Source organism: Bacillus infantis NRRL B-14911 (assembly GCF_000473245.1).
Classification (GTDB): Bacteria; Bacillota; Bacilli; order Bacillales; family Cytobacillaceae; genus Bacillus_AB; species Bacillus_AB infantis.
Map to the genome: position 1 here is coordinate 391,563 of NC_022524.1, position 25,053 is coordinate 416,615.

At 45.9% G+C, this 25,053-nt stretch carries 32 protein-coding genes; 27 read left to right on the forward strand and 5 right to left on the reverse strand.

The genetic code is table 11. The features are described from left to right. Positions 1-95 precede the first annotated feature (95 nt). The 7 genes from N288_RS02150 to N288_RS02180 all read left to right on the forward strand — a co-directional run bounded on the left by N288_RS02150 (position 96) and on the right by N288_RS02180 (position 6,578). Positions 96-662, forward strand: coding sequence for an RNA polymerase sigma factor (locus N288_RS02150; protein ID WP_009792451.1), 567 nt, complete (start codon positions 96-98; stop codon positions 660-662). Further along, a complete protein-coding gene (locus tag N288_RS02155; RefSeq protein WP_009792450.1) occupies positions 649-1,419 on the forward strand; it encodes a hypothetical protein in 771 nt (256 codons plus the stop codon). The genes N288_RS02150 and N288_RS02155 overlap by 14 nt, the downstream gene beginning before the upstream one ends. Beyond that, complete coding sequence (locus tag N288_RS02160) at positions 1,413-2,291, forward strand: ABC transporter ATP-binding protein (protein ID WP_009792449.1); 879 nt, start codon at positions 1,413-1,415, stop codon at positions 2,289-2,291. The genes N288_RS02155 and N288_RS02160 overlap by 7 nt, the downstream gene beginning before the upstream one ends. Then, positions 2,288-3,544: a hypothetical protein gene (locus N288_RS02165; RefSeq protein ID WP_009792448.1), complete on the forward strand. Its 1,257-nt coding sequence runs from the start codon at positions 2,288-2,290 to the stop codon at positions 3,542-3,544. Before N288_RS02160 ends, N288_RS02165 begins: the two co-directional genes overlap by 4 nt. Before the next feature lie 17 nt (positions 3,545-3,561). Beyond that, a complete protein-coding gene (locus N288_RS02170) occupies positions 3,562-4,716 on the forward strand; it encodes a hypothetical protein (protein ID WP_198018084.1) in 1,155 nt (384 codons plus the stop codon). Between the two features lie 130 nt (positions 4,717-4,846). After that, positions 4,847-5,275 carry a sigma-70 family RNA polymerase sigma factor gene (locus tag N288_RS02175; protein ID WP_009792446.1) on the forward strand — a complete coding sequence of 143 codons (429 nt, stop codon included), beginning with the start codon at positions 4,847-4,849 and terminating at the stop codon, positions 5,273-5,275. Continuing rightward, entirely contained in the window at positions 5,268-6,578 is a 1,311-nt protein-coding gene (locus tag N288_RS02180; protein WP_009792445.1) for a DUF4179 domain-containing protein, read from the forward strand. Before N288_RS02175 ends, N288_RS02180 begins: the two co-directional genes overlap by 8 nt. A gap of 39 nt (positions 6,579-6,617) precedes the next feature. On the opposite strand, the gene N288_RS02185 is transcribed toward N288_RS02180, so the two are convergent. Next, complete coding sequence (locus N288_RS02185) at positions 6,618-7,676, reverse strand: sulfite oxidase (RefSeq protein WP_022543289.1); 1,059 nt, start codon at positions 7,674-7,676, stop codon at positions 6,618-6,620. Between the two features lie 174 nt (positions 7,677-7,850). Here N288_RS02185 and ypfJ point away from each other — a divergent pair, with 174 nt between their 5' ends. Further along, complete coding sequence (gene ypfJ / locus N288_RS02190; RefSeq protein WP_009792443.1) at positions 7,851-8,696, forward strand: KPN_02809 family neutral zinc metallopeptidase; 846 nt, start codon at positions 7,851-7,853, stop codon at positions 8,694-8,696. Positions 8,697-8,717: 21 nt separating this feature from the next. Further along, entirely contained in the window at positions 8,718-9,218 is a 501-nt protein-coding gene (locus tag N288_RS02195; protein ID WP_022543290.1) for a cupin domain-containing protein, read from the forward strand. Between the two features lie 44 nt (positions 9,219-9,262). Here N288_RS02195 and N288_RS02200 read toward each other — a convergent pair whose 3' ends face one another. Then, positions 9,263-9,640, reverse strand: a complete 378-nt coding sequence (locus tag N288_RS02200) for a YidH family protein (protein WP_009792441.1) — start codon at positions 9,638-9,640, stop codon at positions 9,263-9,265. A 147-nt stretch (positions 9,641-9,787) separates the two neighbouring features. Between N288_RS02200 and N288_RS02205 the strand changes: the two genes are divergently transcribed. Continuing rightward, positions 9,788-10,348 carry a maltose acetyltransferase domain-containing protein gene (locus N288_RS02205; protein WP_009792440.1) on the forward strand — a complete coding sequence of 187 codons (561 nt, stop codon included), beginning with the start codon at positions 9,788-9,790 and terminating at the stop codon, positions 10,346-10,348. A 51-nt stretch (positions 10,349-10,399) separates the two neighbouring features. Here N288_RS02205 and N288_RS02210 read toward each other — a convergent pair whose 3' ends face one another. Both N288_RS02210 and N288_RS02215 read right to left on the reverse strand, forming a co-directional pair. Then, positions 10,400-10,882, reverse strand: coding sequence for a DinB family protein (locus tag N288_RS02210; RefSeq protein ID WP_009792439.1), 483 nt, complete (start codon positions 10,880-10,882; stop codon positions 10,400-10,402). 105 nt (positions 10,883-10,987) lie between these two features. Beyond that, entirely contained in the window at positions 10,988-11,650 is a 663-nt protein-coding gene (locus N288_RS02215) for a hypothetical protein (protein ID WP_009792438.1), read from the reverse strand. A gap of 221 nt (positions 11,651-11,871) precedes the next feature. On the opposite strand from N288_RS02215, the gene N288_RS02220 reads away from it, so the two are divergent. The 5 genes from N288_RS02220 to N288_RS02240 all read left to right on the forward strand — a co-directional run bounded on the left by N288_RS02220 (position 11,872) and on the right by N288_RS02240 (position 16,777). Beyond that, positions 11,872-12,153, forward strand: coding sequence for a hypothetical protein (locus tag N288_RS02220; protein ID WP_009792437.1), 282 nt, complete (start codon positions 11,872-11,874; stop codon positions 12,151-12,153). Between the two features lie 154 nt (positions 12,154-12,307). Beyond that, complete coding sequence (locus tag N288_RS02225) at positions 12,308-12,982, forward strand: response regulator transcription factor (protein ID WP_022543291.1); 675 nt, start codon at positions 12,308-12,310, stop codon at positions 12,980-12,982. Further along, on the forward strand, positions 12,972-14,357 hold the full coding sequence (locus N288_RS02230) for a sensor histidine kinase (protein ID WP_009792435.1): 1,386 nt from the start codon (positions 12,972-12,974) through the stop codon (positions 14,355-14,357). The genes N288_RS02225 and N288_RS02230 overlap by 11 nt, the downstream gene beginning before the upstream one ends. A 192-nt stretch (positions 14,358-14,549) precedes the next feature. Further along, positions 14,550-15,638: an NAD(P)-dependent alcohol dehydrogenase gene (locus N288_RS02235; RefSeq protein WP_009792434.1), complete on the forward strand. Its 1,089-nt coding sequence runs from the start codon at positions 14,550-14,552 to the stop codon at positions 15,636-15,638. Positions 15,639-15,862: 224 nt separating this feature from the next. Beyond that, a complete protein-coding gene (locus N288_RS02240) occupies positions 15,863-16,777 on the forward strand; it encodes a peptidoglycan recognition protein family protein (RefSeq protein ID WP_009792433.1) in 915 nt (304 codons plus the stop codon). Between the two features lie 28 nt (positions 16,778-16,805). Here the strand turns inward: N288_RS02240 and N288_RS02245 are convergent, their stop codons facing one another. Continuing rightward, complete coding sequence (locus N288_RS02245) at positions 16,806-17,792, reverse strand: NAD(P)-dependent alcohol dehydrogenase (RefSeq protein ID WP_009792432.1); 987 nt, start codon at positions 17,790-17,792, stop codon at positions 16,806-16,808. Between the two features lie 226 nt (positions 17,793-18,018). Between N288_RS02245 and N288_RS02250 the strand changes: the two genes are divergently transcribed. The 12 genes from N288_RS02250 to N288_RS02305 all read left to right on the forward strand — a co-directional run bounded on the left by N288_RS02250 (position 18,019) and on the right by N288_RS02305 (position 25,045). After that, a complete protein-coding gene (locus tag N288_RS02250; protein ID WP_009792430.1) occupies positions 18,019-18,534 on the forward strand; it encodes a hypothetical protein in 516 nt (171 codons plus the stop codon). Between the two features lie 5 nt (positions 18,535-18,539). Then, positions 18,540-19,190 carry a PspA/IM30 family protein gene (locus N288_RS02255; RefSeq protein WP_022543294.1) on the forward strand — a complete coding sequence of 217 codons (651 nt, stop codon included), beginning with the start codon at positions 18,540-18,542 and terminating at the stop codon, positions 19,188-19,190. A 103-nt stretch (positions 19,191-19,293) separates the two neighbouring features. Beyond that, positions 19,294-20,772 carry an aldehyde dehydrogenase family protein gene (locus N288_RS02260; RefSeq protein WP_022543295.1) on the forward strand — a complete coding sequence of 493 codons (1,479 nt, stop codon included), beginning with the start codon at positions 19,294-19,296 and terminating at the stop codon, positions 20,770-20,772. Between the two features lie 110 nt (positions 20,773-20,882). Continuing rightward, the gene (locus tag N288_RS02265; RefSeq protein WP_009792427.1) at positions 20,883-21,299 is read left to right on the forward strand and encodes a hypothetical protein; all 417 of its coding nucleotides are present in this window, start codon (positions 20,883-20,885) and stop codon (positions 21,297-21,299) included. Positions 21,300-21,367: 68 nt separating this feature from the next. After that, complete coding sequence (locus N288_RS02270) at positions 21,368-21,796, forward strand: GNAT family N-acetyltransferase (RefSeq protein ID WP_022543296.1); 429 nt, start codon at positions 21,368-21,370, stop codon at positions 21,794-21,796. A gap of 37 nt (positions 21,797-21,833) precedes the next feature. Further along, on the forward strand, positions 21,834-22,373 hold the full coding sequence (locus N288_RS02275) for a hypothetical protein (protein WP_009792425.1): 540 nt from the start codon (positions 21,834-21,836) through the stop codon (positions 22,371-22,373). Between the two features lie 44 nt (positions 22,374-22,417). Beyond that, positions 22,418-22,609 (forward strand): hypothetical protein, encoded by a 192-nt coding sequence (locus tag N288_RS02280; RefSeq protein WP_009792424.1) that lies wholly within the window; start codon positions 22,418-22,420, stop codon positions 22,607-22,609. A gap of 78 nt (positions 22,610-22,687) precedes the next feature. Next, positions 22,688-23,311 (forward strand): alpha/beta family hydrolase, encoded by a 624-nt coding sequence (locus N288_RS02285; RefSeq protein WP_009792423.1) that lies wholly within the window; start codon positions 22,688-22,690, stop codon positions 23,309-23,311. 10 nt (positions 23,312-23,321) lie between these two features. Continuing rightward, positions 23,322-23,762: an NUDIX hydrolase gene (locus N288_RS02290; RefSeq protein WP_009792422.1), complete on the forward strand. Its 441-nt coding sequence runs from the start codon at positions 23,322-23,324 to the stop codon at positions 23,760-23,762. A gap of 143 nt (positions 23,763-23,905) precedes the next feature. Then, complete coding sequence (locus tag N288_RS02295; protein ID WP_009792421.1) at positions 23,906-24,115, forward strand: helix-turn-helix transcriptional regulator; 210 nt, start codon at positions 23,906-23,908, stop codon at positions 24,113-24,115. Beyond that, positions 24,112-24,501: a hypothetical protein gene (locus N288_RS02300; RefSeq protein WP_009792420.1), complete on the forward strand. Its 390-nt coding sequence runs from the start codon at positions 24,112-24,114 to the stop codon at positions 24,499-24,501. Before N288_RS02295 ends, N288_RS02300 begins: the two co-directional genes overlap by 4 nt. Positions 24,502-24,619: 118 nt before the next feature. Next, positions 24,620-25,045, forward strand: a complete 426-nt coding sequence (locus tag N288_RS02305) for an organic hydroperoxide resistance protein (protein WP_009792419.1) — start codon at positions 24,620-24,622, stop codon at positions 25,043-25,045. Positions 25,046-25,053: the final 8 nt, after the last annotated feature.

Below are 25,053 nucleotides of genomic sequence, written 5' to 3' on the forward strand. Positions count from 1 at the left end.
GAAATAAAGTTCAAAACTAATTGCCGCCTTGTTACGAATATATAGATATAAGCTTATGAACCAACAGAATTCTGATAGGAATAGAGTGGTGGGAGATGCATCGGGACTTAAAGCTCATACAAAAGATAATTAAAAAGGGAAACGAAGAGGCAGCGAATGAGCTGGTGTCCCTTTATTATCGCGAAATCTATCATTATGTCTACAAACAGACTCTTGATCAGGAGCAATCCAAGGATTTGACCCAGGAAATTTTCATTAATATGCTGCATGGACTTCATCAGTTTGAAGGAAAGAGGGCCCTTTTCCGCACCTGGCTGTATAAAATAGCAACCTATAAAATTGTCGATTATTACAGGTCAAAGCACTACAAAGCAAGCAGGAGGATGGCGGATATAGAAGATCTTGAAATTGGCAGCCATGAAGATTCTTCTGAGTCTATTCTGCAAAAAGAAGAGATAGAAGCAGTTTTGGCCGTGCTGGATCGAATGGAAGCTTCGTATCAGCAGATATTCCGGATGAAGCTGTTTGGCGAGCAAACCTTTCAGGAAATTGCCTCTTCACTTCAGGTTCCAGAATCAACAGTAAAAACAAAGTATTATCGCAGCCTCAAATTTATCAGAGAGGAAGCTAAAAAGGAGGGATTTACGCATGCAGAAAGATAAAGACTGGCAGATTCCAGAGCTAAAGATTTCAAAAGAGGAAATAACGTCAATTGTCCAAAAGGGCAATGTCAGAAAAGAGTCATTCATTACTTTGATAAGGGGAATGTACAGGAGAATCGGCTTCAGGTTTCTTATGAAGGATTGGCTTGAAATGCTCCTGGCCGCCGGCATGCTGGCAATGCTAATGATTGGAATCACAGCCACAGCCAGTGAAGGAGAGGCAGCTGGCGGGGGAACAAGCTTTTACAGCTTGATCATGATTGTTTCCCCGCTTCTCTATGCCTTCCTCGCCTTCCTGCCATACTTAAAAAGCAGGGCCAGCGGGACGTACGAGCTGGAAATGGTCTGCAAATATAATCTTCACCAGCTGGCAGCTTTCCGGATGCTGATATTCAGTGTCTTCTGTTTTCTTCTTAATAGCATATGGGTGCTGGCTCTTGCTGTACGGTTTGCTGCTGTGGAATTTGTACAGGGCTTATTGATATCAACGGCTTCCCTGCTGATTTTTTCTGTGCTGTTCTTATATGTATTAAGCTTCTTTAAAACGAATATGGCGCGGGCGGCAGCTCTGGTTATTTGGATAGCCGGCAATATTATTCTTGTCATACTGAATAATTCCATATATATGGGCTTGCTCATATCTGTTCCCAGGTACTTATACGGGGCAGTCATCGTTCTGTTTTTCTATTTATATATGAACAAATTGAAGGAACTGCTTATTCATAACAAAAGAAGAGGGGGCTACACACTATGCTGACAGTGAATAGCGTAAGCAAACATTTTGGCAGCCATGCAGTATTGAAAGATGTGCAGCTGGAATTCTCAAACGGGGTATATGGTTTGCTTGCCCCGAATGGCGCAGGGAAAACGACCCTCATCAAGATGCTGACTACTCTTCTGCACCCAGGAAAAGGTGAAATCCTGTACAGCGGGCAGAATATCCTGAGCATGGGCGAGGCTTACCGCGAGTTAATTGGCTATCTGCCCCAGGACTTTGGCTATTACAAAAATTATACTCCCTATCAGTATCTCCAATATCTTGCTGCTTTGAAGGGCATATCTAAGAAGGAAGCGGATGAAAAAATTCCGCATCTCATGACGCTTGTCGCGCTTGAGGGTGCGGTTAAAAAGAAAATGGGGAAGTTTTCAGGAGGGATGATTCAGCGGGTGGGGATTGCCCAGGCGATGCTGAATGATCCGAAGATCCTGATTCTCGATGAACCGACAGCAGGCCTTGACCCAAAAGAACGGGTCAGATTCAGGAACCTCCTGTCTGATTTGGCAAGAGACCGGATTGTCATCCTATCCACTCATATCGTTTCAGATGTTGAGTCGATCGCCAATGAAATTATTATGATAAAGGATGCGAAGGTCCTTTATAAGGATTCAATCGCTAATATCTGCCGAAGGCTGGACGGGAAAGTATTTGAAACAGAAATCGAATTCAGTGAAGCAGCCGATTTTAGAAGAAACTTTTTGTCTCTGTCTGAACGGCAGGAACAGGGCCGGATGAATATCCGTTTTATGGCAGAGGAAAGACAGTCAGCTCACTGGAAACAGGTTCAGCCTGTTCTGGAGGATATTTTTCTCTATGAGTATAGAGATGAAGCAGGCATTACGGCTCAATGAGAGTTCTGCGCTGGGAAATCCGCAAAGCCTTTTTATCGCCTTCGGTCCTTGGTCTTGTTTTTCTGTTCATGGCCTTTAATTTGTATCTTGTGCTCAACAATTCGGTCATAAAAGAAGATTTGAAAAAAACATCAGCATTCGCGGCGGCCTACGGGACAGATATTACTGGCGAGAGCCTGGATGCAATGAAGGATGATTATGACTCCCTGATGAAGCAAGTGAATCTTGCGATAGAAGAGAAAGAATCAAAGACCTACAAGGATATGAATTCTTTTTTCACGGATCATGCCTTCGATCCATTAGAAAACTATACAAAAGAAGAAAGGGAGCTATTTAATGACGCAGGGCTGCTGGAATACTATTATTCAAGCAGTTTATATGCTGATGAAGAATACCGGAAGATAGATCCGGTGGGCATTGCTGAGTACAATATTCAGAAGTATGGATTGACAGGTTCGGCAGCAGAGCTGGTAAGGAGCCAGTATGGAAAGTTTGAGGAGCGGTTCAAGGAAGTCCTGGAAAATGGAGAGCATATGCATCTGTTCCATTCACAGGAGGCCTTCGGTACACACTTGCTTCTGTTTAAAACCATGTTTAAAGCTTTCCTGCTCGAAGGAGTGATTCTTGCGGCCCTGATTACAGGCCATGTCATTAATTTTGAATTTGATCGCGGAACCCACCTGCTGGCATACAGCTCCAGAAGGGGAAGGAGGCTTTGGCAGGATAAATTTTGGGCAGCCCTGACGGCAAATCTAGTACTGTTCACAGTCATGCTGGCAGCCGGGCTCGCTGTCTATTTTGCAGTTTTTCCCTACAGCCAGTTTTGGCAAGTCCCAATGTCGAGCTATTTTAATAAAGGGGAGCATTGGTTCATGACGGTGAGGGAGATGACGTTTTCACAGTATCTTGCTGCAGTTATCGGCCTTTCCTATGTCATGATGATCATCTTCACCCTTATGGCTGCCGTAATTTCTAGATGGATACGAAACAGCTATCTTGTTTTTTTTGCCTTTCTCTTGTTATTCGGCATGCTTTTTGCTGTTCAGAAACTCTTTCCAACCAGTCATGCCAGTTACTTTATCGGCCTTTTCACACCGGTGAATCTGGTGCTGAATTCTTTTGTCTGGTTTATGCACCGCGCCATGCACGTCATTTCAGGATTTGAGCTGGCGGTTTCAGGTGTCTGGCTGATTTTCCTGGCAGCAGCTGTGATGCTGTCCTGCAAGAGCTTTAATAGATGCGACTTAACATGAAGGGGATGAACCGGGATTTGAGAATTATCTGGCAGGAAATGAAAAAGATCTTCCGACCAATCATGCTAATCATGCTTGTCTTAATTAATTTGCTGATGTACTACATTTTTATAGACTTCGATATTTCTTATTTTGCAAATGGCCGTCCAGCCAAAGATTATTATGAAATCAGCAGTGAGATGATAGAAGATTACGGAAGAAAGCTGGATGAAAAAGAGTATGATGATTTCAAGCAGGCATACCAGGAGGCATTGGACCGTGCAGACGCCTATATACAGAAGCTTGACGAAGCGCAGCAAACTGATGTTGCTTCGTACGCAGAATTAGTAGAATTAAATAATAAGAATGATTTAAGCAGCCCTGAAAGACAATTGTACGACAAGCTTTTCTCTGAGAAGGAGATAGGCTGGGAAATTCAGACGCGGGAAGGCATCATGGAAGATATGGATTCTGCCGGCACAGACTTTGGTTACGGCTATATTTCAGGTAAGCCGTCTGAAAGGCAGGAAGCAAGGATCAATGATCTGCTAGAGGATGAATCCTTCCGTTCCATTTTCCCGGCATATCCTGTAGGTGATAATTTTCACAGCATCAGCCAAAATATCTGCCTAACAATCCTGGTGAGCATTCTTTTTATGATTCTCCCTATTACGATCAGAGATTATAAGAACCGTATGATTGATCTGCAGTATACCTCCAGGGCTGGGAGAAAATTGTTTATAAAGAAGGCAGCGGCAGGCGTCCTGTCAGCATTCATCATTGCAACAGTCCTTCTTTGTGTCTATTACGGGTTATATTTTACCAATAATATTACAATCTTTTTGAACAGTGATATCAACAGCTTTCTTGGGTATCCATACTGGTACAACCTTACTTTCTGGCAGCTTATACTGATTGTCATCGGGCTAACCTATATCCTGGCTTTGTCCACCGCTCTTTGTGCCATATTCATTTCAAGCATCAGCAAAAATTACATCAGCGTCATCGGCCTCCAGTTCCCGATTTTTGCATGTGTCTGCTGGCTGCTGGCGCAAAGGATGCTCCTCGGAAACGCATTGGCAATTGATCATCCGCAGCCTCAATTCTTCTTTACTTATGGAGTGATCATCATATTGCCCGCAGTAGCTATTCTCTGGAAAAAGCAGCGGGAGCAGCAGCGCGATATTTTATAAGAGGGGCCTGGCATAAGCCAGGCCTTTAAGTATGTTCATGTAAAGAAATATTTACTCGAAAATAGTCAGGCAACTGAAACGTTTCCCACCCCCCAGCACTCTAACAAGCAGAAAGAAAGGAGGGGCAGGCGTGGATATAAAAAAAGTGAAGCAGGCGAAAAAGGGAAATAAGAAGGCCTTCCAGGATTTATTGGAGGCAGAGAAAGAGAAGCTGTATAAGATGGCTTACTTGTATATGAAAAATGAGGCGGATGCCCTGGAGGCCTTCCAGGAGACGGTATATAAAGCCCTCGTATCGATTCAGCAATTAAGGGAAGAACAGTATTTTTCAACCTGGCTGGCGCGGATCCTGATTAATACATGTAAGGACCTGCTGAAAAAGAAAAGCCGGGTCATCCCGATGGAAAGAGAAGTACTGGAAGATAGGACCTCTCCCTATATGCCGGAAAGCGACAGCTCTGAATTGCTGGAATGTCCGGAAGGCACCGTTAAGACAAATATCCATCGCGGAATAGGACAGCTGCGGGTGAAAATGAAGGAGGAGTGTGTTAATGAATAGCGAATTTCCTCAATTTAAGGTTGAAATGAAAAAAATTGCTGTGCCTGAAGATGAGCTGGATCAAATTATCAGCAAGGCCGTAAGGGAAACCAGAATTAAAGGAACGTTAAGGCGAAAAGCGTTTTACACAACCAGCGCAGCTGCTGCAGGGTTTGCCTTATTTATCGGTTCGGCTATATATTCTCCTGCTATTGCAAAAATCGCTTCCGAAATCCCGGTTGTGGGCACCTTTTTCAGCGGTTCGGGAGATGAAGGGCTGGAAATTGCCGGGGCAAAAGGTCTTACCCAGGTGGTCGGCAAATCGGCAACAGATAAAGGCATCACTTTAACCATAAATGAAGTCTTTTATGATGGAACCAGGCTGGCCTTTGGGTTTACACATGAATCTCTGTTAGCGATTGGGGAAATGGAGCGGCCGGCTATTTATGTGGATGGCAATGAAATCAACTTTAGCTCAGGCTCTTCAGGGGAGTTTGTTACACCGGCAAAATACCAGGGGATTCTGGATATTAATCCGACCGAAGAGCTTCCGGAGGAGTTCACCATGAAGTTCAGGGTGGATGCAGTCGGTCTGATGCCGGGGAAGTGGGAATTTGAATTCCCGGTCAAACAGTCCGGCGAAGTGACGGTTATCCGGCCTAAAGAAACCAAAAACATTCAAGGGATGGAAGTGAATGTGAATTCAGTTAAGATCGGCCCTGCTGGTACGGATCTTTCTGTCAGTCTGACAGCTGATTTGGAACAAACAAAGCTGGATCCTTATACAGATTTGCACTTCAATATTGTGGATAATCAGGGGTTGGCGCTAAGGCAGATGTCGGGAAGCGGGCATGGCGATACTGTGGACGGAAAGGAGGAGGCAACGCTTAGTATGTTATACTCTCCGGTAAAAGAGGGGACTAAATCCTTGAGCATCATCCCCTATACGCTGCCGGCTCAGCATAGCGCCCCTGAAGAGGTAATGATTCCTCTTAGTGAAGGAGGTCTTCCAGCTATACTCGAGCAGGGAGGGGGAGACAAAATAACGGTAACGGACATAGAACGGACAAAGCAAAGCACCACCATATTTTTCGAAGTAGACAGCGAATTTGCCTATGATGACCAGCTGACGAGAAATCCTACAATTCTTGAGACGGCTGATGGAGAAAACCTCACAATTGAGAAGGAACCGTTTGCTGAAAGGGTGAAAGGAAACCTATATAAACAAGTATTTAAGGCAGCTGGGAGTAAGGAACTGATTTTCAAAGCCTTTGTCATGCCTGAGCCGGAAATGTTTGAAGCTTTTACTGTAGAACTGCCATGATAATAGCCAGGCACCTTTCATCGGTGCCTGGCTATTATTTCACTCCACCTTAACACTCACCATATCAATCGCATGATACCCATACCCCTTCCTATTCCAAAATGGGGAAGCCGGCTGTACACGGCCATGTGTATCATACGCTCTGGACATAAGAGTATATTCTCCTTTACCGGCCTTCCAATCATACACCCAAGGCTGCCACTCATACCCGCTTGCTGCCGGGCTTTCAAGTCTTGCCTCCTTCCAGTTTTCACCGCCGTCAGTGCTTACCTCCACTTTTTCGATTTTCCCTTTACCGGTCCATGCGATGCCTTTGACAGGATGGCTCCCGGTTTGAAGAATCTGTCCGTCCAATGGATGGCGGATGGAACTGTTGACATGGAGCTTCGTTACTGGCGCTGCTCCTTCATCCTTTTCTCTATGAGGATAATAGACATAATCGATTGTCTGGAAAGGTCCTGTAAACGGGGCATCTGCAACAGTGATGCTCTTGAGCCATTTTACGGAAGCCATTGCGTACCACTGGGGAACGATAAGTCTTAGTGGAAAGCCGTGCTTGAAAGGGATCGGCTTTCCGTTGTATTCGTAGGCAACCAGTGTATCCGGATGCAGGGCTTTTTCCAGCGGAAGGCTTCTTGTAAACGAATATACCTCGTCAGAATCGGTTCTTTCTCCAAAGTCATAGCCCCCAAAGATGACTTCTGCCGCTCCATTCCGGATGCCTGCACCCTCGAGGAGGGAGGCAAGCGGAACGCCCTTCCAGCTCCCCTGGCTGACCGCGCCTTTTTCCCATTGCTCACCGAAGGTTTTGGGTTCAAAAAGGCTCCTCTTGTTCCCGGCGCATTCCAAAACGGCGGTCACGGTCCTCGATGGGAGATTCATCAATTCGGTCAGGGAATAGAGCCGGGGTGAAGAAACTGACCCATTGACAGGCAGCCAATAGGCAGATGCTGAAAGCGAAGGATAGGCAAAATGATTTCTCCGGTAAAAAAGCGAATTGCCGACTCTCCTGCCTGAAATGAACTCAATGGGCGATTCCTGATTCTCAGGCTGCAGGCTATGGGTGGTCAAATAGGGCCTTACAAAAGGTTTTTGCATAATACGGCCTCCTGAATCGGTAAATATCCATTTATATGATAGAAACAGGATGATCATGCCTTTCCTATATGTAAAAAATTCCGGCCCTTAATGGAGATAATTCCTGTCCTGTGCGGGTATATGACTAAAAGATATGATTCTTGCGAAAGAAAATGGCAGCAGGGAGGATAAACCATGAAATGGAAGGGAAGAAGAGCGAGCTCCAATGTTGAGGATAGAAGGGGAATGGGCGGCAAAACGCTCGTCGGGGGAGGTCTCGGAGGTATTGTCATTGTCCTGATTATTACACTATTGGGAGGCAATCCCGGCGAGCTTCTCGGCGGTCTGGGGATGACCGGTGGGGAACAGTCGCCTGCACCTTATGAAGAAACGGCCGAGGAAAGGGAACTGGCCGATTTTGTATCAGTCGTGCTGGCGGATACAGAGGAAGTCTGGAGTGAGATTTTCCAGGAGCAGGGGATGGAATACAGGGAGCCTACCCTTGTTCTGTATACCGGCAGCGTCCAGTCTGCCTGCGGAGCAGCAGGTGCATCGGTCGGTCCATTCTATTGCCCTGGAGATCAAAAGCTTTATATTGATTTAAGCTTCTATAGGGAGCTTCGGGAAAAATTCCAGGCGCCTGGCGATTTTGCCATGGCCTATGTCGTTGCCCATGAAGTCGGCCATCATGTCCAGACGCTCCTTGGCACTACGGATGAAATTATGCCTCTCCGCCAAAAGCTCAGCCAGGAAGAATTCAATAAATATCAGGTCAGGTTTGAGCTTCAAGCTGATTATTATGCCGGCGTTTGGGCGCATCATGCACAGGGAATGGGTTATTTAGAGCAAGGTGATCTGGAAGAAGCAATCCAGGCTGCCCATGCAGTCGGCGACGATACGATCCAGAAAAAGGCGCAGGGCTATGCAGTTCCGGAAAGCTTTACCCACGGCACCTCTGAACAGAGGAAGCGCTGGTTCAATAGGGGCTTCCAGAGTGGAACGATAGAGGGCGGCGATACGTTCAGCGCCCGAAATCTATAACTTACAAAGGAGTGGATGCATATGGCAACGCAAGTCAGATCATTTTTTCTCCAGGACAATGGTGATATCCCGAACAATCAGGAACTGCCTGTCATCATCTATGAAGGGATCTTCAGTGACAATGCCAATACGATAGAGGGGACATTCACCCGCCACAATTGGCTCGGCACATGGACAGGCGGAGTGTTCGACTACCATCACTATCACAGCAACTCACACGAAGTCCTCGGTGTCCGTTCAGGCCGCGCTACTATTCTCTTAGGCGGGGACGGCGGAGAAAGAGTTGAAGTGAAAGCCGGGGATGTCATTGTGCTGCCTGCAGGTACAGGCCATAAAAACGTCGACAGCTCAGAAGACTTTGAGGTTGTTGGAGCCTACCCGGACGGAATGAGCCATGATTTGAAAAAGAAAGATCCGGGAGGGCGCGCGCAGGCACTCTCAGATATCCGCAGTGTACCGGTGCCTGCAACAGACCCTGTCTATGGAGATACAGGCCCGCTGCTTGAAAAATGGGTGAAATAAACAAAAAAGCCTGGCACAAGATGAGTGCCAGGCTTTTGATTGCTTTAAAGAATTCCCCAAACGAACATATAATAAAATCCGAACACGGCGAAGATGAGCAGCAAAAGAGCTGAGAGGAGAACAATCATCCTTCTGGAAAACCTGAATGATTGGCTGCTGATTTCATGCCCTTTCCTGAAGTAGCCGATTGTCGTCATGATGATCGTCAATATACCCACAATAATGGAGGCAAGCCCGATGATCTGCGCCAGGGCGTCTCCTATCATCGAAGCAGCCGGCAGAGTGGAAAAGTGAAGATTTGTGATAAGGAAGCCGACTCCTATAATTGTGATGCTTGTCCTGACCCAGGCCAGATAGGTCCGCTCATTGGCCAAATGCTGCTGGATATACTTAGAATCCTTTGTAGGCTGCCCATTGTCCATCCTCAATCACCACACTATCAGTTTGTTGGATAAATGGTAGCATACACTGGGAAAATTGGCTAATCTGCAACCTGATGCAACTGGCTCCTTGCCCAAAGAGCAAGTAGAATAAGGGTAAACTCTCAATCTGGAAGGGGTACCACTAATATGCTGTCTGAAAAAGAAAAGATGCTTGCAGGTGAGCTATATGATGCGGCAGATCCAATCCTTGTAAAAGAAAGGGCCAATGCACGCAGACTGACACGGCTGTTCAATCTGACAGAAGAAACTGAAGAGAAGAAACGGGCAGCACTTTTAAAAGAGCTGTTGGGATCGACTGGGAAGAAGCTTTATATTGAACCAAGCTTCCGCTGTGACTATGGCTATAACATCAAGGTTGGCGAAAACTTTTATGCGAATTTTGACTGTGTCATCCTGGACGTGTGTGAAGTGAATATCGGCGATAACTGCTTTATGGCTCCAGGTGTACATATCTATACAGCAGGGCATCCGCTGCATCCGGAAGAGCGGAATGCCGGTCCGGAATTCGGGAAGCCCGTCACCATCGGAAATAGTGTCTGGATCGGGGGCAGGGCCGTCATTAATCCGGGCATAAAGATTGGGGACAATGCAGTCATCGCCTCAGGTGCAGTTGTAACAAAGGATGTGCCTGATAATGCTGTAGTAGGCGGAAACCCGGCGAGAGTGATTAAGTTTATAGACGTCTAATCTTCTTCATGATCAACTCTCAAAGATTCACTATAAAAAAAGCAGACTGGCCTATTGCCGGCTGGTCTGCTTCACATAACGCTCCCAATGATCCTCAATTTCCTTCTTATGCTTGTGGTCATGCTCAATCAATCCGGCAAAGTATTGGCCGATTGTCATGTCCCTCCCTGGGTACAGCTCCTGAAATCTTTCCGGCTCCAGTTTTTCCAAAAGTAAGAGAAGCTCTTTTCTTGCCTCAGCAAACTCACTGATCAGCATTTTTTTGCTGATGCCTGACCTCGCGTATTGTCCCGCTTCCATATTCATTGCATCTGCATCAATTTTTTCAGAAGGAATTTCCTCTTTGCTCAGCAGGGCAGGCATACGCCGGCTGATGACAAATCGATCCCAGGTAATAAAGTGGGAAACCACATCGGCTGTTCCCCAGGAGCCTTCCCGGAAAGGGAGGAACCATAGTTCTTCATCCATTTGTGCCAGTGAGTTCACCCAGTTAATGAAACTTGATTTTTCTTCAATAATATCTTCTTTCCTCATAAAGCTTCCCCCTTAATTAGCTATCACACTCTCTCTTCTTTCTGAGCAGAGTGAATTCCTGCTTTTAAAAAGAAGAGGGACCTCCGTATGAAGGTCCCTGCACTATTAAAATTTGTGTCCGCCCATCAGAGGCTTCTCTACACCAAGCTCTTCCAGTTCTTCTTTGGCAGAATCCATAATGCTCCCGGCTTTAGCTTTCGTCTCTTCATCGAGATCAGCGAACGGATCTCCTTTGCCATGCCTCCCAGGAAGAGTGATGCCAAGAGCCTTCAATTGCTCATTAGCTTCATCACGAGTAAGTGAGCCATCTTTGACCTTATCTTGAATGGCCTGTACTTTAGCTTTCGTTTCTTCACCCAGATCCGCGAAAGGACCTCCTTTGCCATGATGGTCAGGAAGAGTGATGCCGAGAGCCTTTAACTGCTCATTAGCTTCTTCGCGGGCGAGGGAGCCAGCCATAACCTGATCCTGAATAGCCTGAGCTTTTGCTTTTGTCTCTTCATCAAGGTTAGCAAAAAGGTCCTCTTTTTCTCTTTTTGCAGGAAGTTCAACACCGATCGCAGCCAGTTCTTCTTTCATTTTGTCCATGATCGCCTGAACCTTTGCCTTGGTGCTGTCATCCAATACTTGTCCGGCCTTTTCTAAAAGAGAAGCAGGTGCATTCCCTGTCCCGCTTTCCTCTGCGGCCATTGCCTTGAATGCCGTTCCGCCAATGAGGCTTAGCGACAATGCTCCTGTAAGTGCATATCCAGCCCATTTTTTCTTCATCAATAAATACCTCCATTTTTTATTAGAATTTTGGATCGTCTTGCTGTGTACATGCTTTACTATAGGGAACCTTGGTGAAAAACAGGTGAAAATAAAATAGAATTAAAAATATGAAAGGATTTTTTTTTTTTATTTTTTTAAAAATTTTTGGTAATATAAGGATATGGTTGTGTGTAACCCCATAACGGCAAGCTTGCAATGTTCTTAATTGGGAGGTTTATATGCAAAAAGTGAATGTCTGGTCTTTCATTTTCTCTATCATTTGTTTCCTGCTGTTTATGGAGGCTGCTTTTTCAGGACCGATCGATGATTCCCTCTTCGGCCTTGACCCGCTCGAAATATTGCTTTACCTTACTCTGGCGGCCTTTGTTGTAGCTGTTATGGGATTTGGCGGCATCCAGAACAGGATGGGACTGGTGAGGAGTGTTGCTTCACTTGCAATAACACTGGGACTTTCAGGATTCTTAACTTATATCGTTTTTTTCGGAAAACTGTTAAGCTAGCAGCTCAAAACATAATAGTTGAAAGCAGAAAGACTCATAAGCAGAGTCTTTTTTCTTTTGGACAATGAGGCAGATGGAGAAGGCTGATTTTTTCACTCGTTTTTCACCTACGTATGGTATCTTAATCATACAGAATTGCGGGAAGGTGGACATATTGAAAATACTGCTTGCAGAAGATGATGAATATCTTGGTGAATTGATCGTCCATTTGCTGAAGAAGAAAGGGTTTGGAAAAGCAGATTGGGTGATGGAAGGCGAGGATGCTTATGAATATGCAAAGGCTTCCTATTATGATGTGCTCATCCTGGATTGGATGATGCCGAATGGAGATGGCATTTCCGTCTGCCGCCGGCTGCGCCGGGAAGGATACAGCGGTGCCATTTTAATGCTGACTGCGAGGGATGCAGTCTCTGACAGGGTCGAAGGGCTTGAAGCAGGCGCTGACGACTATTTGATTAAGCCGTTTGAAATTGATGAGCTGGCAGCCCGGCTGAAGGCTTTATCGCGGAGGATGCTTGCTCCGCTTCAGGAGGATGTTATCCAATGGAAAAGTCTTGAGCTGAACCGGACGAGCCATACGCTGTTCCTGAACGGAGAAGAAATCTTCCTGACCCCGAGGGAGTACCAGCTTCTTGAAATGCTCCTGCGCAATAAAGGGCAGGTCCTGACAAGAGAGATGATTTTGGACCGGATATGGGGCATTGAATCAGATGTTTCAATGAAAACGATTGATGCGACCATCAAGCTGCTGCGAAAGAAAATAGATAAGCACGGTACAAACAGCCTCATTGAAACCATCCGCGGAGTGGGGTATAAAATTGAAGCCTAGACCTTTCCTGGATAGATGGAAAAAGAAGCTGCCTCAGGAGGTGTTCGGCCAGACCAGCCTTCGCCTGACACTGTTCTACAGCGGCATCATCACTCTTTTTCTGATTATATTTGTTATCATTGTCCTCTTTATTTTATACGGTGTCATCTATGCCGACCAGGAACGGAAAATTACGGAGCTGGCTAACCGGGAAACAAATGAGTTTCAGGAGGATGGCTTCCGCCGGCACAGGCCTCAGCAAAGGGAAGGAGACAAGCAGGTGTTTCTCAGTGAGAATCAGCTGTTTTATTATGTTGCTGCCGGGGATGGCAGCCTGGTCAGTGCCAATGAAAGTTTTGGCCCGCTGCGGCCATTGTTTCTGGACCTTGTAAAAAACTGGACCCCCGGCCAGAGTGAAATCAGGCAGAAGACACTCCAGATTCCCGAAGATGATGCCGACTACAGCCAGTTCAGGGACTTTGACATCAGGGTCCTTATGCTTGCAAGGCCGGTCATTATAAATGGACAGGCAGCCGGGATGATGTATATCGGATTGGATATATCTAATTTAAATACCATTTTTAAATGGGTGGTCATCGTTTTAAGCAGCCTGGCCGCTGTTTTTATCGGCATTGGTGTCTGGCTCAGCCGGATGATGTCAAGGAGGGCGCTTATCCCGATTGAGAAGTCGTATAATCAGCAGCGTGAATTTGTGGCGAATGCCTCCCATGAACTCCGGACCCCGCTGAGTGTTATCTTTTCTTCGGTTGAAGCGATTGAAATGGAGCTGGAGGATCCGGATCCTTTTACAAGGAAAATGATGAATGGACTGAAGCATGAAGTAAAAAGGATGACTAAGCTGATCAATGACCTCCTGACCCTGGCCCGATCTGACTCTGCTGATGGTGCAGTGCTGGAACGGAAATGGGAGGATATGCGTCCATTGGGCGCGCAGGTCCTTGATTCTTTTGAAAGTTTTGCGGCTGAAAAACAGATCAGGCTCTCACTCCACGCTCCTGAACAGGTAATGGTCCATGCTGACAGCGGGATGCTTGTCCAGCTCTTATATATTCTGGTGGATAACGCTATCAAGTACAGCCCCTCTGGGGGAGAAGTCAGCGTGAATCTCGGTGTGAAGCGGGAGAAGCAGTCAGGCATTTTTGTTCTCTCGGTAAAAGATACGGGGATGGGCATGAGCAGGGAGGAGCAGGCCCAGGTATTTGACCGCTTCTTCCGGGCAGATAAAGCCAGGAGCCGAAAGGAAGGCGGACACGGGCTCGGGCTTTCAATCGCCAAGTGGATTGCAGATGTTCATAGAGGGAGGATCACTGTGGAAAGCGAACCTGGGGAAGGAACAGAATTCCGTGTCGTGATACCATTTGAAAAAAACAATTAAGTATGATTGAAATGGTTCTTTAACTGCCATACTAAAAAGCGGGTACATGAGTACCTGCTTTTTTTAGTATTTCGAAATAACTAGGGATCGGTGTTTTGTACTTTAAAATATAGATGTGACAAAAGGTAATAGTCTGAACTGGATACTTTGAGGTGGAGATATATACCATTTATTTTAGGAGATGAACTTCTTATGAAGATTAAAGCAGCTGTCACCCATGGCCAGGGAGAAAACTTCAAGATTGAAGAAGTAGAACTGGCTGAACCAAAGGCAAATGAAGTCCTGATTAAAATCATTGCTTCCGGCGTCTGCCATACAGATGCAGTGGCTCGTGATCTGGGCCTGACTCCTTATCCGGTTGTACTGGGCCATGAAGGTTCCGGGATTGTAGAAAAAGTAGGCGCCGGCGTAAAAACAATCGAGCCGGGAGACCATGTTGTGCTTTCTTTTGCCTCATGCGGGCATTGTGAAAACTGCCTGACAGGCCACCCGACAGTCTGCACCGAATTCAATGATCTTAACTTCGGCGGCAAAATGGAAGACGAAACCCATCGCCTGCATCAGAATGACCGCAACCTTTCTACGTTCTTTGGGCAATCTTCCTTTGGTACATATGCAGTTGCCAATGAGCGAAATGTCGTTAAGGTCGACAAAGATGTTGATCTGGCACTGCTTGGACCTTTAGGATGCGGCATCCAAACCGGAAGCGGAACAGTATTGAACCGCCTGAAACCGGATTTTGGAACATCCATTGCTGTTTACGGCACAGGGGCAGTAGGCTTGAGCGGCATCATGGCGGCCAAAATAACCGGATGCAGGCATATCATCGCCATTGATATCCATGACAGCCGCCTCGAAAAAGCAAAAGAGCTTGGAGCTACACATGTCATCAACAGCAAAAACGAAGATGTTGTTGAACGCATCAAAGAAATTACAAATGGCGGAGTGCATTACGGACTTGAAACCACCGGAGTTCCGGTTGTGGTGCGCCAGGGGCTTCGGGCTCTCCGTCCGCTTGGGACGCTGGCAATCGTCGGTGTGACGCCGGAAATGGAAATCAATGTTCATGAAGAAATCATGGCAGAAGGGAAAACCATGGTCGGCGTCATCGAAGGAGATGCTGTGCCGCAATTATTCATCCCTCAATTGGTCGATTATTATAAAAATGGCCTGTTCCCATTCGACAAACTAGTGGAATTCTATGACTTCAGCGACATCAACCAGGCCTTTGAAGATTCTAAAAAAGGCCTTGCGATCAAGCCGATTGTCAAAATTGGATAACAGAGAATAAACCCTCGCCGCCTGCGGCGGGGGTTTATTTGTATACAGTGCAGCGGGGAGAGCTGGCGGGAATAATTTCATTGCTGACAACCAAACTAATAGCAGGATGGAATCACAATGAAAGGACATCACAGATGAAAAAACAACTAGCTGTTTTACTTAGCGTTCTTCTATCAGCCTCGGCATTGGCTGCCCCCGCCAGTGCAGCGAATAATCCCCGAAACATGTACGATGTAAAGCGGGGGGATACCTTGTGGAGAATATCGGAAATTTATAAGACAACAACTGAAGAATTAAAGAAAATCAACGGGCTGCAGACGTCCCTTCTTTTGCCGGGCCAGAAACTGCGGGTGCCCATCGTGTATGAGGTGAAATCCGGAGATACATTATGGAAGCTGTCACAAAGCTTCAGCTCTGATGCCGCGGCCATAAAGAAAGTGAACCGGCTTGCAACTGACCGGATTTATACGGGGCAGAAACTGAGAATACCGCCGAAGAAACTTCAAATGGAAGGGCAGTTTGTCCTGATGACAAGAGAAGAATTCCAGGACTGGATCTTCAATCAGAAATTCACAAGGAAGGTCGGCAAGGTCCAGCAGCATCATACATTTCAGCCTTCCTACGAGCAATTCAACGGGAGCAACCATTTTTCCATGCTGAAAGGCATGAAAGAGTATCATGTGACAGGAATGGGCTGGAGTGATATCAGCCAGCATCTGACCACTTTCCCGGATGGAAAAGTAGCTGTCGGGCGGTCCTTCAATACTGCACCTGAAGGGTCATTCGGACTGCAGAATAAAGCCGCCATGCACAGGATTGAAGCAGATAGCATAGCAATCGAAAATGTCGGCAATTTTGACAAAAACAAAATGACAAAAGAGCAAAAGGAAACCATCACTGCAGTTACAGCCCTGCTTATGCTCAAATACGGCCTTTCCCCATCAGTGGACACCATCACCTATCATCATTGGTGGGATATTAACACCGGTGAGAAAGTGCTGGACAAAAGCAGCGGACATGCAGTCAAGACATGTCCCGGAACAGAATTCTTCGGCGGGAATTCCACTGAGGACGCCAAGAAAGGCTTTTATCCGCTGGTGGTGAGGAAAATGAAAGAAATATCGGCTTCCATTCAGTAGCAGGAAAGGCCTGGACTTCTAAGAGTAATCATGCACTGGGGGAATGGGACATAGATATAACGACCTTTCCCCGTGCATGCCCTTCAGCAAAGTACCGGAATGCCTCCGGAACGTCTTCAAGACTATAGATGCGGTCAATGATTGGCCGCACCTTGCCTTCTTCAATAAGATCGGCCAAAAATATCAGGTCCTTCTGATTGTGCCTTTGAAGAAAACTGCCCACCTTTTGTCTTCCTGTTAAGGAAACCCACGGACCCATCATCAAAGCTTGAAACATCTGCTTGCCTGATCCGCCGACATGGACAAACTGCCCGTCTGGCCGCAATGAACGCCTGTACGTCCTTATTGAATTAGACCCGTTCACGCCAAGAATCAGGTCGTACTGATCATTGAGTACAGTAAAGTCTGTCTTCTTATAATCGATGCATCGGTCAGCGCCAAGCGCCTGTAAAATATCTATATTCCCTGTACTGCACACCCCGGTTACCTCAGCTTCGAAGGATTTGGCAATCTGTACGGCAAATGTTCCGACACCTCCGGATGCTCCGTATATCATCACCTTTTGCCCCTTTTTAATCTTTCCCTTATCACGCAGGCTTTGCAGGGCAGTGGCAGCTGCCATCGGCACAGCGGCTGCTTCCGTGAAGGATATTCCTGCAGGCATCAGCGCTAATGAACTTTCCGGAACAGCAGCATATTCCGCAAAGCTGCCCCAGCCGCTCCCCGAAAGATCGCCGAACACTTTATCGCCAGGCCTGAACTGTTTAACCTTTTTACCTGCTGCTTCTACCACCCCGGCCATATCACCGCCGGGTATGAGGTAATTCGGCTTGAAAAGCCCAAAGGCAAAACGCGCAAGAAACGGCTCCCCTTTCAATAAAACCAAATTGCCAAAGTTGATGGAAGCAGCATGTATCTTAACCAGGACCTGATCATCTCCAGGAACGGGCTTATCAATCTCTGCTAATTTTAGTACTTCGGGCGAGCCATATTTTTCGCTTATGATGGCTTTCATTTTGTGCCTCCTTCTCTTTCTTTTGGGAAAAAGATATTCCTGAAACTAATGAATAAGACTATTGCTTTAGGAAAAATATATCTTGTATTTATGCGTTTGCGAGAAGAACAAGGACCAGATTGGTCTTTTTTATATCTCCTGAAAAAATCTGTTTTTTTCACCAGATTTTCTCCTAAGCACTTTAATATTCTCTTTGCAGCCATCAACTAACAAGGAGGTGAAGAAAATGAAAATGAAGATGCTTATCGGAGGCGCTATCGGTGCTGCCGGAGTATACGCCATTTATAAATCAGCAGAGGGCTGGTTCTATGGACAAGCTTCAAGGCCGATGGCAGCAGAGGGTCAGATCCACTTTGCTCCTCATCACCGGGGCCGCGGATTCCACCAGCATGTGATCGAGTTTACATCAGCCGCGCAGCCTCACTCCTGGATGCAGGCAGGAAGCTTTATGGCGGTTATCCTGCAGCTGCTTTTGATTGCAGCAGGCTTTCTTTTATGGAAAACGGCCCGGAATGGGGGGCTGAAGAAATGGGCTGGCATACTTCTCGCGGGTCTGGGATTATTCCTGCTCCTTCCTGAGATTGTGTTCATTCCAGTGGCACTCATTGGACTGTACACGATCTATAAAATCCGCAGAAATGAGGAGACAGCCGCTTTTTCATATGAATGGACAAGCACCGTCTTTCAGGGAAACAGAGACTTCCTGGATGAGTGGGAAAAGAAAACGAAAATGGAGGAATAGGAGAAATGGGCGTATTAAAAAGAATGAAACGCATCGTTACTGCTGACTTGCATGATGCAGTTGATAAAATGGAGAATCCAATAAGCCTTTTGAAGCAGTATATAAGGGAAGTGGAGGAACAGCTGGAAAAAGGAAAGCAGGCAATGGCCCAGCAGTATGCTGTTGAACAGAAATACTCGTTACTGATTGCATCGGAACAGGAAACAGCAGAGAAGCGCAACAGACAGGCGGAACTGGCCGTATCAAAGGGTGAGGAAGATATTGCAAAGCTTGCCTTGCAGGAGAAGATCGTCAGCGAGCGGAAACTTTCGGTCTACGTCCAGCAATATGAAATGATTCAGGAAAAAACAAATGAACTGGCAGGGCAGCTTGAATGGCTCCACCAGCAATATGAAGAGCTGAAGCTGAAGAAAAATGAGCTGGCAGCCCGCTATCAGGCTGCAGCAGCCATCAGGAACATACAGGAAAGCACAGTTTCCTTTAAGGCGGAACAGGCTCTTAGCGGGTTTGCCAGAATGGAAGAAAAGGTACTTGAACAGGAATCTTATATAAAGGCAGGGCGGCTGCTCTCTGCTAATGCTTATAAACCGTCTGTCAGCCCGTATCTGGCAGATGAAGTGGAGCTTGAGCTGGAAAAGCTGAAAACAAAGGGATAAAGGTAAGGGACTCCGGTTCCTTGCTTTTTCAAATTTTGGGAATATATCCTTGAAGATTTCATCATACTAAGGCTTATCTATGATTATGGGAGGCTATGCTTTGATGAACAGGGAGCCAGTAAAGATTGATGCAATCATAAATGGAGAGAAAACACCGACTGGGAAAAACTTTCCCCGTGAAAATCCTGCCCATCCGGAGGAAATCGCAGGATATGCACCTGTAAATACAAAGGAAGAAGCTATCAAGGCCATTGATGCGGCTTACGATGCATTCAGCGGGTGGAAAGTCAGCAAGGTAGAAGACCGGGTCGAACGTATGGAGCGCGCTATCCGGAAAATCAAAGATGCCACCCCGGAAATTGCGGAGCTGTTGTCGCGGGAGCATGGCAAGGCACTGTGGGATTCGAAAGGGGAGATTGCCGTTTCCCTGATGTGGATGGAATTTGCCTGCCAGAATGTAAAAGAGGTAACAGAACCGCAGGTGAAGGAGCATGACAACGGAAGAACCCTTATTACCTATGATCCCATCGGCGTGGTGTCAGCCATCACGCCGTGGAATTATCCGATATCGCTATCAACGATTAAAATAGCCCCTGCACTGCTGACAGGAAATACGATGGTGCTGAAGCCAAGCCCATTTGCGCCCCTTGCTGTCAGCCGGGTGGTGGAGATCATTGCTTCCGAATTCCCGCCGGGGGTCCTTAATCTTGTTCATGGGGAGGCAGATGTCGGGGTTGAGCTTACATCCAATCCAAAGGTAGCAAAAATTGCGTTTACTGGCGGAACTAAAACAGCTAAGAGCATTATGAAGGCTGCCTCTGAGACGATCAAGAAAATGACACTTGAGCTGGGCGGGAATGATGCTGCCATCGTGCTGCCAAGCTTTGATGTTAATGATGGGAAGGCGATGCGCCGTATGGTCATCTCCAACTTCCTGACGTCAGGCCAGATCTGCATGATTGCCAAAAGAGTGTATGTGCATCAATCCATTTATAAAAGTTTCGTGGAGAAATACAGGGAAGCCGCAGATAAATGGATCCGGGTTGGTGATCCATTTAACCCGAAAGTAACCGTCGGGCCGGTCAATAACCCTGGACAGGTGAAGTATGTGAAAAGTCTGGTTGAGGATGCAAGGAGCAAGGGTGCAGAAGTCATCCAGCTCGGCAAAATCCTTGACCCGGATCTGATGGACAACGGCTACTTCCTTCAGCCCACACTGGTCCTCGGTGCAGATCCGCATGACCCGATCGTAGTGGAAGAGCAATTCGGGCCGACTGTCCCGATCATTCCCTATGATGACGAAGAGCAGGTGATCCAGCTTCATAATGAAAGCATTTATGGACTGACCAGCTCTGTCTGGGGAGATGAAGAAGAAGCGATCAAGGTTGCACGCAGGATTGAGGCCGGCACCACAATGATCAATACCGCTGCCGTACAGGGACTTGATGTCCGCTTTCCTTTCGGAGGCGTAAAGCAGTCCGGTGTGGGCCGCGAATACGGCAAAGAAGGGCTGAAATCCTATCTCGAAGTGCATGTCATCAATATCCCGAAGACATTGGAGCTGCCATATATCCCAGAATAATGAACGAAAAAAAACGAAGGCTGCTAAAGAAGCAGTCTTCGTTTTTTGTGAGTTTACAGAGTTGGAACGCGAATGTATAATTATGGAAACTTGTATAAAGGAGTTGTGCTATGAAGAGGCTGATATGGCCATGGTTCCTTGCTGCGGCCGGCTTTATTTTTACAGCTATGGGAATAATCTTCGGAATCATTGGAGCAGACGTTCTAAACATACCATTTACAAGGAAGGATTTAGTTCCAATCGCAGTCAGTTTCCTTGGGATCATGCTTTTGTTTGCAGGCATTATGTTCATTATGGATAAAAGATTTGAAACTTTGAAAGAAAAGGACAAAGGAAGTGAAAAAATCGTCCAAAAGGCAAAATCCAAAGCATTCAATTTAATGATTGGGCTATATTCCATTGGCACCATTACACTGGCACTGCTTGGTTACTTAAATGAAGTTTCTTTTTTCAGCCTGATTGGCCTGTACATCATTGGCCTGCTTTTCTATAGTTATCAGCTTGTGATGAATAGGCGTGCTGCTTGAATAAGGTGATAGGGGGGGATAGAATCTCTCCATTAACTGATATTTTTTTAAAAGGGAGGCAGGGCTCTTTGATCCGTGAAGCCGAAGAAGCCGATCAGAAGCAAATTTCCGAACTTTATGGAATGCTGGTTCCTCATAGCAGGAAAAGGAATGTTTTGGGAGAACAAATTAAGACAATTAAAACTGACCCCAATAATTTTTTGCTTGTCTACGATGAAGAAGGAATCCTTCTCGGAACGCTGACACTCAATATATGTCTGCAGGCCTTGCATGGCTTAAGGCCTTATGGCGTAATTGAGAACTTTGTGGTTCATGAACATCATCGCGGCTGCGGGATTGGGCAGAAGCTATTGCAATATGCAGAGAATTACTGCAGATCGCTGGATTGCCATAGAATTATGCTGTTAAGCAGCTCCAAGCGGCAAATGGCCCATCAGTTTTTTGAACATGAGGGATTTGACGGGGCAGTGAGCAAGGGATTCAAGAAGTACTTATAGAAGTAAGATATCAACCTGGCTATATGGGAGGGTTTCGATGAAGAAGTACTTCCTCGCGGCTGTAATTGCCATACTGGGTATTGCGTTTTGGTATTATTCTCCGAAAAACATTCATAGGGATCTGACCGGATTGATTTACCAGTTGGGAGAAGCTGAGAATGGAAAGAAAGTTAATATTAAAATAGACGGGCAGCAGCGCTTTACAATGACTGGGGATAGAATCTTTGAAGGAACGATTGAGATTGAGGGGCAAAGCATTTCTGTGCCGCCCGAGGACAGGAAATTGGAGCTGAAATTTGATCAAAACAATTCTGCACACGTATCCTATGTCCACTTCCCTCACAAGAATGGCATTTCAAATACTGAAATCATTCCTTTTGGCCAGATTCATGCTGCCAAGTCCTTTAGCCGGCTTACAATTCAAAAATTCAATAAGGACGGTGTTTGGACTGGTTCTGAAGGAATGATGATTGCAGCTCCGGCAGACAATTGGAAGGAAGCCATCAGGCTGTCTGATGACCTAATTGAAGAATATCAGCTGAACGGGAATGTTTTTATGGAGGCAAAGACAGAATAAATGGGCTGAAAGATCCTCTGTACTTTTTAGAAAGGGTGAAGGCTATGAATGAGAAAAAGCGGGAAACCTGGAAGCTTTGGGATGCCATGTTCACCTCTGGTATTTTATCTCTTCTTAAGGACGGGGAAGAAGCTCAAACAGACGATAAAAAGTTCAGGCAATTAGTATGGCAGCTGTTGTTTGGGGTTATTTTTACGTTCTTATTGTTTATTATTCTGGCTATCTTTTTCTATTAGAGAGAGCCTTTCGGCTGAGGGTCAGCAGATAGAGCGATTATTTATGTAAAAATTACAGCGTCCGAAGGAGTGTCAAATATGACAGCAAACAAAGTAAATCATGCTAAAATTTCTTCCAGATTAATAGAGCAAAAAGAAACGGCTGATAGCCTGGCGATTATTTTGCCGGGGGCAGGGTATACGGCACAGGCTCCGCTGCTTCATTTTTGTACAGGGTTATTTTACTCCAAGGGCTTCGATGTTCTTCATCTCAACTACACATTTAATCGTGAAGAGCAGATGGCCTTATCTGGAGAAGGCCTGGCTGAAGCGGTCTGGCCTGCGATTGAAGATGCACTGAAAAATAAAGGGTATGACCATTTTTATATAGCTGCTAAATCGATAGGAACCATGGCACTGCCTTATCTATTGAAGGATCAAAGCTTTCTGGATGCGAAAGCAGTATGGCTGACCCCTTTGCTTCAAAAAGAGTTTGTATTGACTAGCCTGGCGGCGGGCAGCCATAAAGGGCTCTGTATCATTGGGGATCAGGATCCTTTTTTCACTTGGGAACGGATTGAAAGGATTAAAGGGAATCCCAATCTTTCTATTAAAGTAGTGGAGGGAGGCGATCACAGCCTGGAACTTAGCGGTGATCCCATCCAATCTATCGATCTGTTAAAGAACATCATTTCTGATATTCGTCAATTCCAGTCTTTCTAAAGGAGTTCCTATGAATTATATTCAATCTTTACGGAAATATATCGGTACAGAGCCAATCATTGCTCCCGGTTCAGCGGTCATCGTTCTCAATGATAAGGGAGAGATTCTGCTTCAATTGAGGTCAGATACACTGGATTGGGGGATTCCTGGAGGCGGGATGGAATTGGGCGATTCTTTTGAAGAGACGGCACGGAAAGAGCTTTACGAGGAAACGGGCTTAACGGCCCAATCTTTGGAGCTGCTGTCGCTCGTCTCAGGGAAAGAGTTTTATTATCAATTTCCCCATGGAGATGAAATTTATAATGCAACGGCAGTCTATAGAGCGGTTGACATAGAGGGCATCTTAAAAAAAGACGGAGAAAGCCTGGAGCTGGCCTACTTCCCCCTGCACTCCCTTCCATCACTGAATAGTACAGCCCGGAAAATGCTTGAAAAGACAGGATATATCTAATAAGTATTCTTTCATGTGAAAAAGAGCCTCTGCGGTTCTTTTTTATTTTAGGGAAATGTAAAACATGTTTGACATGTAAAATCCTGTCATGTTATTCTGTAAATGTAAAACATGTTTGACAAAAATACGGCAGAGTGGTGTGAATGGAAAATCAAATCAAAGAAGTGAGAAAAAGCAGCGGCCTTTCCCAGGAAGAGCTGGCTAAAGCATGCGGCGTTTCACGCCAGACGATTAATGCAATCGAGAACAATAAATATGATCCCAGCCTTGCACTTGCCTTTCAGCTGGCAGAGTCCCTTGGCATGACAGTGGATCAGCTATTCCATTTTAGGAGCAGGGGGAATGAGAGATGAAAGGTAAAGAAATAGCAGCGCTCGTATTACTGATAGCGGCAACACTTTATTTTGGGGGAACCTTCATCAGTTATATTAAAATTGATGGAGCATCTATTGGGTCAGCAGAGCTGCTCGTGATCATCGCCTTGCTGATTGGATGGGTCCAGTTCATCACATGGGGAACGAGGAAGGAAGTTCAGAAAGATGAAATGGGCAGGCAAATCATTAAGGACAGTGCCAGAGTCAGCTATTATGTTGTATTAGCGGCACTAATGCTGTTATGGATCATCGACTTCTTCCTTGTCAGCAAGGGAGAGAATTACACACTTTTTATCGCTTTGTGCATCGCCTATATTACGTATCCAATCATCCAATATGTACTTGTTAAAAGATTTGCGGATTAATATCATTCCAAAACCACAGTGCCTGCTGTGGTTTTTATTTTTGAGCAAAAACATTGATATTTCGTTATTGATTTTATAAAATTTAATTGTACACAACTAAAATGTAGGAGTGATTCACATGACAAAACCATTATTCACAGCATCAGTAACAGCAGTTGGCGGACGAGAAGGCCGGGTTTCATCAGCAGAAGGGAATTTGGCTTTGGATGTAGCGATGCCCGGAACTCCAAGAAAAAAGGAAGTTCCTGAAGCTACAAATCCTGAGCAGCTGTTTGCGGCCGGCTATGCAGCCTGCTTTGACAGTGCGCTGCAGATGGTTGCAAGGAAAGAAAGAGTCTCTTTTCAATCTGAAGTGACTGCAAATGTTAGTCTTTTAAAAGACGAAAGCGATCAAGGCTTTAAGCTCGGGGTTGTTCTGCAGGTGAAAGGAACAGGCATCGAGGACAGCCTACTGAATGAACTGGTAGAGAAAGCACATGGGGTCTGCCCATATTCAAAAGCTGTGAATGGGAATATTGAAGTTCAGCTTGAAGTAGTTCAGTAAAATAAAAA